This window comes from Methanococcoides mangrovi (assembly GCF_052057775.1).
Classification (GTDB): domain Archaea; phylum Halobacteriota; class Methanosarcinia; order Methanosarcinales; family Methanosarcinaceae; genus Methanococcoides.
The window spans coordinates 1,804,541-1,819,972 of the sequence record NZ_CP195121.1 but is presented as its reverse complement, the minus strand read 5'-3'; the positions used below and the strand labels follow the sequence as shown (position 1 = coordinate 1,819,972).

9 protein-coding genes are annotated in these 15,432 nt (G+C 41.1%); 2 read left to right on the top strand and 7 right to left on the bottom strand.

Features of this window, described 5'->3' with window-relative positions; translation table 11 throughout:
• Positions 1 to 331 precede the first annotated feature (331 nt).
• From ACR3I3_RS09105 to ACR3I3_RS09090, 4 genes are all read right to left on the bottom strand, one after another.
• Entirely contained in the window at positions 332 to 1,060 is a 729-nt protein-coding gene (locus tag ACR3I3_RS09105; protein WP_440951944.1) for a methyltransferase cognate corrinoid protein, read from the bottom strand.
• A 212-nt stretch (positions 1,061 to 1,272) separates the two neighbouring features.
• On the bottom strand, positions 1,273 to 3,651 hold the full coding sequence (locus tag ACR3I3_RS09100; RefSeq protein WP_440951943.1) for a PAS domain S-box protein: 2,379 nt from the start codon (positions 3,649 to 3,651) through the stop codon (positions 1,273 to 1,275).
• A gap of 427 nt (positions 3,652 to 4,078) precedes the next feature.
• The gene (mtgB, locus tag ACR3I3_RS09095; RefSeq protein ID WP_440951942.1) at positions 4,079 to 5,506 is read right to left on the bottom strand and encodes a glycine betaine--corrinoid protein methyltransferase; all 1,428 of its coding nucleotides are present in this window, start codon (positions 5,504 to 5,506) and stop codon (positions 4,079 to 4,081) included.
• 45 nt (positions 5,507 to 5,551) lie between these two features.
• Positions 5,552 to 7,084 carry a glycine betaine uptake BCCT transporter gene (locus tag ACR3I3_RS09090; protein ID WP_440951941.1) on the bottom strand — a complete coding sequence of 511 codons (1,533 nt, stop codon included), beginning with the start codon at positions 7,082 to 7,084 and terminating at the stop codon, positions 5,552 to 5,554.
• Between the two features lie 424 nt (positions 7,085 to 7,508).
• Here ACR3I3_RS09090 and ACR3I3_RS09085 point away from each other — a divergent pair, with 424 nt between their 5' ends.
• Positions 7,509 to 9,200: an ATP-binding protein gene (locus tag ACR3I3_RS09085; protein ID WP_440951940.1), complete on the top strand. Its 1,692-nt coding sequence runs from the start codon at positions 7,509 to 7,511 to the stop codon at positions 9,198 to 9,200.
• A gap of 134 nt (positions 9,201 to 9,334) precedes the next feature.
• Here ACR3I3_RS09085 and ACR3I3_RS09080 read toward each other — a convergent pair whose 3' ends face one another.
• The 3 genes from ACR3I3_RS09080 to ACR3I3_RS09070 form a co-directional block, all read right to left on the bottom strand.
• Positions 9,335 to 10,201: a glycine betaine ABC transporter substrate-binding protein gene (locus ACR3I3_RS09080; RefSeq protein WP_440951939.1), complete on the bottom strand. Its 867-nt coding sequence runs from the start codon at positions 10,199 to 10,201 to the stop codon at positions 9,335 to 9,337.
• A 192-nt stretch (positions 10,202 to 10,393) separates the two neighbouring features.
• Positions 10,394 to 10,909 carry a gamma carbonic anhydrase family protein gene (locus ACR3I3_RS09075; protein WP_440951938.1) on the bottom strand — a complete coding sequence of 172 codons (516 nt, stop codon included), beginning with the start codon at positions 10,907 to 10,909 and terminating at the stop codon, positions 10,394 to 10,396.
• Positions 10,910 to 11,149: 240 nt separating this feature from the next.
• A complete protein-coding gene (locus ACR3I3_RS09070; RefSeq protein WP_440951937.1) occupies positions 11,150 to 12,667 on the bottom strand; it encodes a glycine betaine uptake BCCT transporter in 1,518 nt (505 codons plus the stop codon).
• A gap of 535 nt (positions 12,668 to 13,202) precedes the next feature.
• Between ACR3I3_RS09070 and ACR3I3_RS09065 the strand changes: the two genes are divergently transcribed.
• Positions 13,203 to 15,323, top strand: coding sequence for a thioredoxin domain-containing protein (locus ACR3I3_RS09065; protein ID WP_440951936.1), 2,121 nt, complete (start codon positions 13,203 to 13,205; stop codon positions 15,321 to 15,323).
• Positions 15,324 to 15,432 lie beyond the last annotated feature (109 nt).

Below are 15,432 nucleotides of genomic sequence, written 5' to 3'. Positions count from 1 at the left end.
ATGATCTTGCAGGCACTTGTTTTTTGAAAATCGTCAAAAAAGTGCAAAGAAAAATTACTAATCCTATACAAAATATATATATACCAGATTTACAGTTCAAAATTATTTTTAAACAAAGGGAGGGTAGATTAATACGAAGTATTTGTCCCCCTTATTAAGTAGTAGTCTCTCCTGGAACTGTTTTTAGCATCAAGCAAAGCCAGATCGGTAACTTTCAGTTGATTATATTGAACAAATAATATATCAAATAATAAATTACATAATAAACATATAAATCAACAAATAAATATGTAAATTAAAATAAAAGAGTAACTTTTATCAATTTAGACAATTACACACTAAGAAATACATATTTGTTCCTTAATTCCCCAATAGTTGCGCCATTTAAGATCTCCTCTGCTATCTTTGGCACACATGCCCCGTCTTCACAATACACACCCAACTCAAGACCGGACACAAAGTCCCTGTTAACCCCTCCCCCTCCACACAAGAAGGGTATCCTTAGACCCTCTTCAATAAGCCTGTCATTAACCTCCCGGAAAGAGTATCTTGCCATTGTTATAAGAGCCGTGCCTGTAAGCATGATCGGATCTTCCCTCTTTACAGAATCGATCACTTCATTGACAGGAACATCTTTGCCGAGGTCCACCACTTCAAATCCTTTTGCTATGAGAAGTACAGTCACGATCTTCTTGCCGATGTCATGAATATCTCCTTCTACTACATAGGACACGACTTTTCCTTTAAGCTCAGGCATCTTAGAAGATCGCTCTTTGCAATATTCAATTCCATCATTCATTGCATTTGAAGCCATTATGATATCCGGCAAGTAAAGCATATTTTCATCATAAAGTAATGAAACTATGCTCATCCCGGGTAAAAGTCCTTTATCAATTAAGTACAAAGGATCAAAACCGGATTCAATAGCCTCTTTAAGACATTTAATAACTTTATCTTCATCTCCATTAAAAACCGCTTCTGCGATCTTACGCTCGGTCGGATCAGCTGGATAAAGTTCTGCTGCAATTTCCTCGGGAGATCTCTTTTTTCCGGTTTTCATCAAATCACCAGGGGTGCTGTGGGGTTTGTATAAATTCCAATAAGCTCAAACTGTTCTTATGCTAAAATGTAGTCTTAATAAACGGAATGAACCGTGCTTATACATACGCGATAATATTTATCCATTTGCTCTATCAATATAGAGATGAGATCTCCCTGGAATTGAGAAAGCAATGGGATCATAGTTAACGAGAGCGTTTTATACTATAAATCTCACCTGTGATCCGGCTTACGACCAAGACCAACCAACACATTTTTGCCATTCCACTTTGCCCTTGTGAACTTTGTCTCCAGCAGCACGATCTTTCCATCTGATGATTCCATAGGCATATCAGAAAACGATCTTTTGCCAGATATAATATCAGAAAGGGCCGAAGCAGCTTCAAGTGCCTTATTTTGTGGATAGAGCTTAAGGATGTTCATACCGATCAGTTCATCTTCCAGATAGCCCATAACATCATAGAAATACTGATTAGAATAGAGCATACATCCATCCGTGCCAATAACAAAGAACGGATCATCCAGTGACTCGATGAGAGCTCTTGAATCATCTGCCGTCTTCAGCATTTCAGGCCTGTCCCTGATGCTGCCAAAAACTTCTCCTGCCTGCATAGAAACGGTTTCTATAGAACTACGAATATCGATAGGTATCTCAAATACATCATGGGATGCAAGCAACAATACAGCAACGATCTTATTATTATACTTAATAGGAATTATTGCTGTAGCTTTCAGGCCTTCGTAACTAAGGTTATTGGCTTTGCTCAAGGCATCAATTTCAGAATATAACTTATATATTGGATAGCCTGTTGTGAGCAATTTACCAGTAATTGAGTTGGGACCGTAGTACCTTGTACTTTTTATAAAATTATTAGATAATCCTTTATGAGCAACTATGCTTAATTCACCACTCTGTTCATCCACAAGATACAATGCACCACAATCGATCACATCGATCTGTAATGTAAAATCAAGGAATTGATCAAATACGCTCTTCATATCTCCTGCAGGAATAAAGAAATTCCCAACTTCGGCTTCAATACGAATAAACTCATTTACGTTTTTGCGGTCAGTAATATCGACAATGATACCCTGTATGTATTCCACGTTCCCCCTTTCGTCAAGCTTGTAGTTAGATCTTTCATCTACCCATCTGACCTCACCGGATTTTGTAAATATTCTGTATTCGTATGAGATGTTCCTCCCTTCCTGATTACTGCGCATTACTTCAGCTTTCAGTTTTTCAATATCATAAGGATGTATTATATCCCCATAAGAGAGCTTACCCGAAACAAAATCCTCTACTGAGTAACCGAATTGGGATATATTTTCAGAAACGTATTCTACCGGCCAGTTTTCTTCAGGCCTCCATATGAATATTACAGAAGGACTGTTATTAATTACATTTATCAGAAGTTTCTGCATCTCAAGTAGATCAAGAAGCTGTCTTTCTCTTTCCTTTTGTTCCCGCATATCCCTTATTATTGCCATATATGCAGGTTTTCCGTCATGCTCTATAATGGATGAATTTAGTTCAGCAGATATCTTCTCGCCGCGTTTGGAGAAAAGTTCGACTTCGTATTTACGAGGAGATGTCCAGTTCTTGACCATGTCAGCCCTGAACCTTTCACTGATCATCATACGATATCCCCTCGAGAAAAATTCAGAGAAAGATTTGCCAATTGCCTCTTCTTTCTCATATCCTGTAATAGAATTGAACTTTGGGTTTGAAAAAGCAAGACAATCGTTCTGAACGATGACTATCATATCATCTCCTTTTTCCACAAGCGTAGAATATTTTCTTTCCGAGTCCCTGAGTTCAGTTTCAGCACGCTTTCTCTCGGAAATATCCCTGATGGTCAAAGCTACTGCCGGCTTCAATTCATGATGGATATATGAAAAACTGACCTCTGCAGAAAATCTGGTTCCCCTTTTTGTTAGAAATTCCACTTCACTATTGCGACGAATATTCATTTCGTCATTCAGCGTCTTGTCGCACCTTTTTGAGATCATGCGTTGATATTCGACAGGTACATGGTCCAAAACAGATCCACCCAGCAATTCTTCTTTTTCATATCCCAGAAGTTCACAAAACTTAGAATTTACGAATCTGAGAATATCGTCCTGTACAATTATTATCCCGTCATTTCCCTCTTCTACAAGTGTGGCATATTTTTCCTCTGACATCCTTAGATCAATTTCAGCATTCTTATGTTCATTTATGTCAAGTACCAGACCCTGAATATTAAGTAGTTTACCTTTATCATCACGTAGCAGGACCGAACGTTCTGCAACCCAGTGCAATTCTCCGGACTTGCTCACGATCCTGTATTCCAGATCAAGGAATTGCTTATCTTTATCTTTTTCACTTTCTGATAACGCTAATTTGATCTTATCAATATCTTCAGGATATATTATGTCAAGGTAAGTCATTTCACCGGATAAGAATTCTTCTTGTGTGTACCCATATTGATCAATATTTTCTGAAACAAGTTCCACTGGCCAATTAGCTGTAGGATTCCATAAGATCGCAAACATGTGGCTATTCCGGGGAATCCATTCCAGTCCGCTGTTCTCTAAATCGGTTTTCATATGGGTGACATCCTCATGTGTGGCAATACTATATTTTTAGAATATGCAGAAATGTGATAAACTAATTTTGCTACTTTAAATAAATATAAGTGCTCTTAGTTTACTTCGTGTTCGTTTTCTTCTGCTGCACCTTATACTCCGCTGTCAATTCTACATATAATGCTGCATTCTCCCTGATCATAGCATTAGTACTTGTTAACATGTCAAATATGAATTTCGTAGGCCCAAATACAAAGAGAAATCCCATTAGTATCAAAGCCAAAGGGTATGATTATTAATTATCCATATCGGCTTTTCCATAGGCAGTATATGCAACTGTTTTTGAATCAGCAATTTTCTGAAATTAAAGAAAAAGAAGTTGATGCCAACGGATTGACATCAACAATTGGGTGCTTCAAGTCAGTAGATCATCTTCAAATAAACTGCCTTATTTTTTCAGTTCAGCAGTTCTTTTCTCCATGAATTTCTGGAGGGCTTCATCAACAGCCGGATCAAGTTCTGGTGGCTCATAGTTAGCCAGTACCTCCTGCCACTGCTTCTTTGCACGCTGAAGGGTATCCAGTCTTTCATTTGCCCACTGGTTATGTGGAAGCCTGTCACTCAACTCAGGATCACGAAGCTCAATAGGATAGTACTTCCTGGTGTGTTTCTGTGCAAGGAAATGTTCTCCAGGGCCAACCTTCTTGATCACATCAAAAGCAAATGCATCTTCTGAAAAGTCGATGCCTCTGAGGTAGCGCAGTACCATTCCTGCAATTTCGTCATCAACCACGAACTTCTCATATGACATTGCCATGTATCCCTCAAGGATACCTGCTGTGTGAAGCACATAGTTGATACCAGTGACACCGGCATTCAGGAGGGTCATCATTGATTCGTAACCTGCCTGTGCATCTACGACCTTTGAGTCTGTAAGGCCACCGCCACTACGGGTAGGAAGTCCATAGTGCCTGCCCATCTGAGCACATGCTGCTGTGAACAGTGCACATTCCGGATTACCGATTGACAATGCTCCGGTCTTCATATCTGTAATGGCTGAGGATGAAGCATAAACTACAGGTGTTCCCGGGTTCACGCACTGTGCAAGGGCAATACCTGCCAGAACTTCAGCGTTCTGAACAGAAAGTGATCCTGCAATTGAGGCCGGACCCGTGGAACCTGCCATTACCAGGGCTGCAATGACAACAGGCTGACCGGCTTCAGCATAGGCCATCAGTGAACCTGCCATATAGTCATCGAACTTAAGCGGAGTTATGGAATTGATCAAACAGATGATCGCAGGCTTTTCCTTAATAGCATCCCTTCCGCCAAAAAGGATCGATGCCATCTCAATAACATCTTCTGCTCTTTCCCTGTTTGAAGCGCTGCCCATGAAACATTTGTCAGAGTTCTTTATGGAACTGTACAGCATCTTCAGGTGTCGGATCTCATCAGGAACATCACTCAGGTCAGCGATATTACCCCCGGTCATGTGAAGGTTCCCACTGGCCCCTGCAAGTTTTACAAAGTTATCATAATCTTCCATGACCGAATCACGGCGGGATCCATCAGCTTCATAAATGAAGGATACACCGTATCCGGGCATGAAGATTATGTTATCTCCGCCACAAACAAGGTTGTTCTCAGGATTTCTGGCATGTAATGTAAACTGGGAAGGAGCTTTCTTGATTTGCTCCTCTACAAACTTCCTGTCAAGATAAACCCTGTCTCCTTCGACCCTCTGACCATTTGCCTTAAAGATCTCAAGTGCAGGTTCATAGAGGAAATCGATTCCGACTTCCTCCAGTATCCTCATGCTGTGCTCATGTATAGCTTCTACCTGCTCATCAGTTAATGCATTGAATTTTGGTAACATTTGACATACCCCATATTATTGTATACTTTCAACCATACTATTCTTTCAATGATCTTCTTTCAGAGCTTTCAGCAATGAATAACACATTGCAAGTATCACGAACATGAATGGGAATGCTGCTGCTATCGATGCGGTCTGCAAAGCTGTTAAACCACCTGTGATAAGCAGGATTGCTGCCACGCCGGCGATAGTAGCTCCCCATACACCCTTAACCTTGCCTGCAGGTTCCATACTACCATTGGAAGTAAGCATACCCAGAACGAAGGTACCTGCATCTGCTGATGTTACGAAGAATCCGATGACCAGGATGATCGCAACGATCGATGTTACCATTGCTATTGGATAGTTGGACAGAGTTACAAAGACTGCTGATGCAAGATTCGTATTGACTGCATCGGCAATTCCTGCTCCCTGGAAGATCTCAAGGTTGAGTGCATTAGCACCAAATATTGCAAGCCAGACAAAGCTGAATACGGTTGGTGCAATAAGTGCTCCTGCAACAAACTGGCGGATGGTCCTTCCCTTTGAGATCCTTGCAATGAACTGACCAACGAATGGTCCCCATGCGATCCACCATGCCCAGTAGAATATAGTCCAGCTACCGCCCCAGCCTTTCTGTTCGATCGCATCTGTCCATAGGCTCATAGCGAAGAATTCATTGAAGTAGGAACCAGTAGTAGTTGTCAGCAGATCGAAGATGAAGGTTGTTGGACCGAATATGAACAGGAAGGCCATAAGTCCAAGTGCGAAATAAACGGTCCATTTAGCAATGAACTCGATACCTTTTTCAATACCAGTAACAGCTGCACCGGTAAAGAGAAGTGCGATAAGTGCAATAATAATTACCTGTACGAATCCACTGTTTGGAATATTGAACAGGAAGTTAAGACCGCTGTTGATCTGCAAAGCGCCCAGTCCAAGGGATGTACCAAGGCCGAAAACTGTTGCAAATACTGCAAGAATATCAATAGCATTTCCGATTGGACCATGTATGCGGTCACCAAGGATCGGATAGAAAACTGAACTGATAAGCCCTGGCATTCCTCTGCGGAACTGGAAGTAAGCCAGTGCAAGACCTACAAGTGTGAAAATACCCCAGGCATGCAGACCCCAGTGGAAGAAAACATAACGCATTCCCAATTCAGCAGCTTCGGTGGTACCACCTTCTCCAAATGGAGGAGCTAGATAGTGATACATTGGTTCGGCAATACTCCAGAACATAAGACCGATTCCCATACCTGATGTAAAGAGCATGGCCAGCCATGCAAAATCGCTGTATTCAGGTTCGTCATCGTCTTTACCTAACTTAATATTACCGTATTTGGTCATGGCAATTCCTGCTGCGAACAGTAGGAAGAACAAAACTGAAAGCAAGTATAGCCAGCCAAAACTGTCAATAGTAAATCCCAGTATAGCATTAAAGACATTGTTAAGTGAATCTGGGCTGATCGCACCCCACAACACAAATATGCCTGCTATCGCAAAGGAAACATAGAACACAACTTTATTAATGCTGCATGTTTCTTTATGAGGATCGCAAACATATACCCCACTTGACTCCAAATCTTTCTCGGTCATTATTTCACCTCAAATTAAATCCATTTAATATTTTTGGGATCCCCAAATCCCAGGGTTCATTAGAACCCAATATTAAAGCTGTCACCACACTATATAAACATATTTAAACATATTTTATTATAGCTTATAGAAAAAAAGATAATGGAAATCTAATAGAAATAAAAAGATTATTGTTTGTGTTTTTTGTAAATATACTATAGGCAGTCAGAAGATAAATAAAAAGATCACTGCGAAATGTTTGTAGGAAAAGAATCTGAGACCATATTTCTGGTTTTGCTTACTGCTCATATTGCTTATATGTCACATATAAAGTATCCTGTTTATCACATCTTAATCCATAGATATATGTCCAAGTATATCCAATATAATTACTAATACTTCAATATGTTATTCCAATAAACATCGTTCTTGAACTGTGGGAGAAATGATCGATAGTGGAAAATATCCGGGAAATCTTATTGGAACATATAAGTCCATAATTTTGATGGTCCTTTTGATCTGCCTGCTATCTATACCGATATGTCCGGCGGATGCTAAAGGGGAAACATTAAGAGTTGGAGTCTATCAATATGAGCCGGTGGTTTTTATAGATGATGACGGCACACCTCAAGGATTATATATTGATATACTTGAACACATTGCCTTAAAAGAAGAATGGAATATCGAATATGTTTCATGTTCATGGGGAGACTGCCTTGAAAAGCTTGAGAAAGGTGAAATTGATCTCCTTGTATCCATAGCATATTCTGAAGAAAGAAGTGAAAGATTCGATTTTACAAACGAGGCTGTCGTTCTGGATTGGGGCCAGATCTATACACGATCAGATCTTGAGATCAAATCGATCCTCGATCTTGACCAGAAAACCGTAATTGGCCTTAAAGAGGATATCTACTATTTGAGTTTTCAGCCATATTCCGAACAATTTGGGATCAGTTGCATCTTTTTAGAAACGGAGGATTATTCTTCAGTGCTAAAACACCTTGAAAATAAGTCAGTTGATGCTGCAATTCTACCCAGGTTGTATGATCCCACACAAAAAAAGGACTATGATATTCATGAAACCCCCATAGTATTTTCTCCAATAGAAATGCGTTTTGCCGTGCCTAAAGGAAAGAACAAGGAAGTCCTTGAGGCTATTGATAATCACATGATATCACTTAAAGGAGATCGTGACTCTATTTATTATCAAGCACAAAATAAATGGCTTATAAGTGGAGATGAATTTGAGATCCCTGGCTGGTTTAAATTATTAGTTGGAGCAGGGGGTGGACTACTAATATTGTTCATAGCTGCAAGTGTTTTCCTGAACGACCAGGTCAAGCGAAAAACAATTGAACTGTCGCAAAAGAACGAGGAGCTTATAGCAGATATTATCGAACGCAAGCGGACAGAAGATATGCTTCAAAAAGCAAATGAGGAATTGAAATCCCTTGACAAAATGAAGGATGAGTTCATATCGAACATAAGCCATGAATTGAAGACGCCTCTTGTTTCTATAATCGGCTACAGCGAACTTGTGGACGATGGATCGTTAGGAGGGATAAACGATGACCAGAAAAAAGCCTTGAATGCAGTCTTACGTAACTCAGAAAGACTTAAGCGTCTTGTAGATTCCCTATTGTTCATAAGTAAAGTGCAGGACAGGACAATCGAATACGAATTTGAGAAAGTACAGATCGCAGAGATAATAAATGATGTAATTCAGAATATGTCTTTGGAAATTAGAAAGAATCATTTATCAATCGAGAAGAACGTCCCCGAGAATCTTTCTCTGATAAACGCTGATAAAGAAAAGCTTACCAGGGCATTGATCAGTATTCTGGACAATGCGATCAAGTTCACACCCTCCGGTGGTTCGATATCAATATCAGCAATTGAAGAAGGTGAAAACGTTCAGGTTACAATTAGTGACACTGGAATAGGTATTAAAAAGGAATTGATACCGGATCTATTCGAGAAATTTTATCAGATAGATGCCTCTATCAAGCGCAGGTACGGTGGTGCAGGTTTAGGCCTTTATATGTGCAAAAAGATCGTTGAAGGCCACAAAGGAAACATATGGATAGAGAGTGAGAAAGGTAAGGGCACAAAAGTGCATGTCACATTACCTAAATGACCATCCTGCCCTTGATCAAACTTTTATCTGATATTAGAGATTTGCCGATATATGATCCTTAAAATGACTAATATAATTTATTTAAAAAATTATATAAAAACAATGAAATTTAAAAAATAAAATGTGGGATAAAATTATTCATCTCCCAACCATTCATTCACCTTTTCAGGATTATTCCCGATCCACATTGCTGCAGCTTCTTCCGGAGACATACCACTCTCCATGGCAAGCATTACAAACTGTGCATCTTCATGTGACCAGTGAAATCTTGTGAGCACAGAGTGAACTTCCGGCATATCCTCCTCAAAACCCATGCGTGTAAGCGTATCCACATTGTCTTCGAGACCAAATACACCCTCCGGATCGTCAAGATACTTAAGGTCCCATCGACTGAAGGCCCAGTGTGGAGACCACAACGTAACAACAATAGGTTCTTTATTAGCTATAGCATTACCAAGCCTGGCAGTCATAGCAGCCTGACTGCTAGGGATGAGCTCGTAATCAAGATTATATATATCAATAGCAGAGACAGTATTGAGCATAACCCCTGCACCAGGATCGATGCCAATTATCTCAGAATCGAATAGTTCCCTGTTGGTATTGAGATCTTCAATAGAGTCAACTTCAACATATGAAGGAACTACAAGTCCCAGTTGGCAGCCCTCCACATTATGCCTTACATTAACGATCTGGTCACCATAATTATTCCAATAAGTCTCATGAGTATCCGGCAACCAGGCACATGTGGTAATATCAAGGTCCCCTTCAGCAAGACCTCTGTAAAGTGATTCTGCATCAACGAGTTTTATCTCTACCTCATACCCCTTCATTTCAAGTACCTGCTTCATCACATTAGTACTTGCGATCTCCCCATCCCAGAGTACATAACCAACTGTTACCTTTTTAGAAACAGCAACATTTTTATTTGGATCGTTCTGTTCGATACAACCAACTGCAGCAAAGGTCAGCATTAATATCAAAATCAATGTAACTGGTTTCATAGTATCAATCGAAATGGAATAATTTTCTGTGTTCTCCAATTCATTTCTGTATATACAATGATAGTTTCTGCCTTATAAAGATGTATCTAAATCTGGAAGAACAATAACACTTGAAATACTATATAGATCAACTCATATCCATTCAATAAAACAGATAGTGAAAGAGCAAAAAAAATGGCAGATGAATGAATCTCACTTCTTCTGTTGCTTCTTATATTCTGCTGCCAGCTCCACATATAATGCAGCATTTTCGTTTATCATGGCAATGTCATCCGGTGTGACTTCCCTTCTGATCCTACCGGGAACTCCCGTGATAACACTGTTAGGGGGAATTATCATTCCCGAAGGAACAAGCGCATTGGCTCCAATGATGGAATTCTCTCCGATCTCGACCCCGCAAAGCACTGTGGAATTCATGCCTATGAGCACATTGTTACCGATCTTGCAGCTATGCAGCACTGCTCCATGGCCTATGGACACGTCATCTCCGATCTCAACTCCATGAGGAGGGTCTGTGTGGATCATTGCATTGTCCTGGATACTTGTACGGTTTCCGATGTGTATCCTGTCAAGATCTCCCCGGATAACTGCATTGAACCAGATGCTTGATCCTTCACCTACAATTACATTTCCTATTATATCTGCGGAATCCGCAACAAATGCAGTTTCAGATATAAGAGGTTCCTTGCCCCTGAATTTTAATAACATGTTTTCACCTGATTCTATTTTCTATATTAATTGTAGAATATCGGATAATTTTGCCCAGGAAATTGCAGCAAATTCGCCTTACATGACATATGAACTCCGCCCTATGAAATAATTTTAGATATTTAATCAGTGATTTGTGTAAAATTTAATATCTCTACCAGTTGGAAATAAAATGAAATAACTGCCGGCCCAGCATTGCAATCCCCATGCAGGACAACGGCATCTTGAATCTTATAAAGCTTACATCTTTTCTGAACCTATAGCCTTGATAATGGAGTAAACCATTGCCATCATCACGAACATGAATGGGAAAGCCGCTACAATGGCCGCGGTCTGCAATGCAACAAGTCCTCCTGCCAGCAGAAGTACAGATGCCACAGAACCAAGGATTATACCCCAGATAGCTTTTACACTGTCCTTTGGTTCTAAGCTGCCGTTGGAAGTCAGCATAGCTACAACATAGGTTCCAGCATCTGCAGAAGTGACAAAGAAACCGGCAACCAGTACGATGGCAAGAATTGAAGTTACCGATGCCAGTGGATAGTTGGCCAATGTAACAAATAAGGCTGATGCCACATTCTGTGAAACAGCTTCAACAATGCCACCATTACCAAACAGCTCTATTTCAAGGGCTGTGGAACCGAAAATACCCAACCAAAGGAAGCTGAATGCGGTCGGTACTACAAGGACCCCTATTACAAATTCACGAATGGTCCTGCCTCTGGAAATTCTGGCTATGAACTGGCCTACGAAGGGGCCCCATGAGATCCACCATGCCCAATAAAAAAGGGTCCAGTTACCAAGCCAGCCGCTTTTTGTCACAGGATCGGTCCACAAGCTCATGGAAAGTATATTCTGCAGGTAAGACCCGGTAGTATTTGTCAGCATGTCAAATATAAATGTGGTAGGTCCGAATACAAGGAGGAATCCCATCAGTATCAAAGCAAGGTAAAATATCCTTTCAGCAATGAACTGGATCCCTTTTTCTATACCCAGAACAGCTGCTCCGGTGAAAACTGCGGTCATTACAGCAACGATCAACAGGTGTACAAAATCAGATTCAGGTATGTTGTACAGGAAATTCAGACCACTGTTGATCTGCAGAGTACCCAGACCCAGAGAAGTGCTCAGTCCAAAAATGGTGGCAAAAACTGCCAGAATATCGATAACATGACCTATTGGTCCATGTATACGATCCCCCAGTATAGGATAGAAAACTGAACTGATAAGAATTGGAAGGCCTTTACGATACTGGAAATAACCCAGAGAAAGACCAACAACACTGTAGATAGCCCATGGATGCAAACCCCAGTGGAAGAAAACATAGCGCAGAGCCAACATAGCTGTCTCCGGGGTTTCCGCAGGTCCGAATGGAGGAGATGCAAAGTGAGTTATGGGTTCTGCAATGCTCCAAAAAACAAGTCCAATAGCCATACCTGAAGTAAACAGCATAGCTATCCAGGAAAATGTGCTATATTCTGGCACATCATCATCTTTTCCTAATTTAATATTTCCATATTTGCTTAGAGCGATTGCAATTACAAAGATCAAAAATCCAAAAACAGCAAACAGGTACAACCAACCAAATTGACCTATTATAAATCTAAGGGTCAGATTAGAAACATATCTCATGGAATCAGGAAAAACCGCCCCCCAGATCACAAACAGTATAGCTAATCCCAGAGATGAATAAAAAACTGCAGGATTAAAATTACAAGCTTCTTTATGTGAATCACATGCCAAATTCTCTTCAGGCATTATAACACATCCCCCTTTTCAAAACTAAATATTATCACTCCGATTTTAATGAATTCATTATTAACGATAGTTAATATTATGAGATTATATAACTTAAATATTTTAGGGATGAACAAATCCATGCCCAACTTTCTAAAAAGAAACAAAGCACCGGGAAAATCTGGAGAGTATCGACAACTCGTGATCATTTGTACCGAAGAGCAAAACACAAAATATAGAACAAAAAAGAAATGAGCAAGACCTTCTTACAGAACCTTGCTCAGGAAAGACTTTGTCCTCTCATGTTTGTCATTAGGTAATATGTCTTCAGGGGCGCCTTCTCTGTGATCACACTTTTATCCATGAACAATACACGATCTGTCACTTCCCCGGAGATCCCATCTCATAGACCACTACGACCATCATCAAATCCTCTTCAGCAAGATCCTCCCTCACATTAGGACCGCACTCACAATTTCAGGATCCTAAGTAACTATATACAAAGTGAACAGATACTAATAAACGATCAAAATCAGGGAACTAACGGGGGAATTAAATGCAAGATCCTGATCAGAACAACAGGAAACCTAACAGGCTGATCCATGAGAAAAGTCCCTACCTTTTGCAGCATGCCTACAATCCGGTAGACTGGTATCCATGGGGAGAAGAAGCATTCGGAAAAGCAAGAGACGAGAACAGACCCATCTTCCTGTCCATCGGATATTCCACCTGCCACTGGTGCCATGTGATGGAAGATGAATCCTTTGAGAATAAAGAAGTGGCCGATCTTTTGAACAACAATTTTCTTCCTATAAAAGTCGACAGGGAAGAAAGGCCGGACATCGATGCGGTCTACATGGAGGTCTGCCAGGCAATGAACGGAAGAGGTGGCTGGCCGCTTACTATAATAATGACCCCCGAAAAGGTGCCTTTTGTTACTGCAACATATATCCCCCGGGAAAGTATTCCGGGACGTATAGGATTAAGGGATCTCCTGACGCAGATAAACGATGTATGGGCCAGCCAGCGCGATAAGGTAGAAGAGCAGACGTCCATGGTACTCTCACATTTTTCGGACAGGGATGCTCAGAGACCTCACGGGAAGAGTGGAAATGCAGCAATAAATGAAAATACACTTTACCTTGCATTCAAGCATCTTGAGAACAATTTCGATGAAGAGAACGGAGGCTTTGGGAATGCCCCGAAGTTCCCGTCTCCGCACAATCTTCTGTACCTGCTGAGATATTGGCACAGGACCGGTGATGAAAAAGCACTGGAGATCGTAGAGAGAACGCTCAGGGCCATGCGATCAGGAGGGATCTATGACCACATAGGATTTGGGTTCCACAGGTATTCAACAGACAGCTACTGGCTGGTACCCCATTTTGAGAAGATGATGTACGATCAGGGATTACTTGCCATCGCCTATTCTGAGACCTATCAGGCAACACACAAACCTGAATATGCACAAACTATCAGGGAGATCTTCGAATATGTGGAGAGGGACATGACCTCTCCCGAAGGTGGGTTCTACTGTGCCGAAGATGCAGACAGCGAAGGTGTTGAAGGCAAGTTCTACGTCTGGAACACTGACGAGATCAGAGAGGTCCTTCCAAAACAGGACGCTGAACTGTTCATTGAGTATTTCAACATGGAACCGACAGGTAATTTTCTCGATGAAAGTAGCCGGAGATATACCGGCACTAACATCCTGCACATCAGAACCGATATCAATGAGCTTGCAAGCAAACACAAGGTCACATCAGAAGAACTTGAAAGCTCCATCAGTAGCAGCAGGCATAAGCTCTTTGAAGTACGCGAAAAGCGAGTCCGGCCGTCGAAGGATGACAAGATCCTCACCGACTGGAATGGGCTGATGATAGCAGCACTTGCCGTCACCTCAAGGGCACTCGGAGAGAAGCGATACGAAGTTATGGCTAAAAGATGTGCAGACTTCATCCTTACCAGTACCTACATGAAAAACGGCCGTCTTTCACACCTGTGCAGTGAACATACAGGAGCAACGTCACCTGCATTCCTGGATGATTATGCATTCCTTATATGGGGGCTTATTGAGCTTTATGAGACAAACTTTGACACATCCTACCTCAATACGGCACTAAAGCTCAATGAATACCTGCTGGAAAATTATGAGGATACTGATAATGGAGGATTCTACCAGACATCCTCAGACTCGGAAAACCTTCTTTTCAGGAAAAAGGAAGTCTATGACGGTGCGATGCCAAGCGGGAACTCTGTTGCTCTTTCCAACCTGATGCGTCTCGGAAGAATGACAGGCAACACTGAGATTGAGAAGAAGGCCTACGAACTGATGGAAAACTTCTCAGGAACCGTTTCTGCAATACCCATAGGATACACTCATTTCCTTAGTGGTGCGAGCTTTGTCCTTGGTACCTCAAGCGAAGTTGTGATCGTCGGAGACCCCGAGTCAGATGATACGAAGATGTTGCTCTCAGCTCTTAATAAGGAATATCTTCCCGATAAGGTCGTGCTGTTCAAACCAGATGGAACAGAAGGGGATGTTATCATCCGGATAGCAAAATACACAGAAAACCATAGAATGAAAGACGGGAAAGCCACTGCCTATGTTTGTAAGGACATGAGCTGTAACAGGCCTGTCAACGATCCTGATGAGATGATGAAGCTGCTTAAATAAGGACAAGACACGATACAATAAGAGTATAAGATCTTATGAAAGAACAGCGAGAAAAAAAGAATGGATATTTAAAGAAAAAAGAGATCGTGTACATAGATGAATATGAATC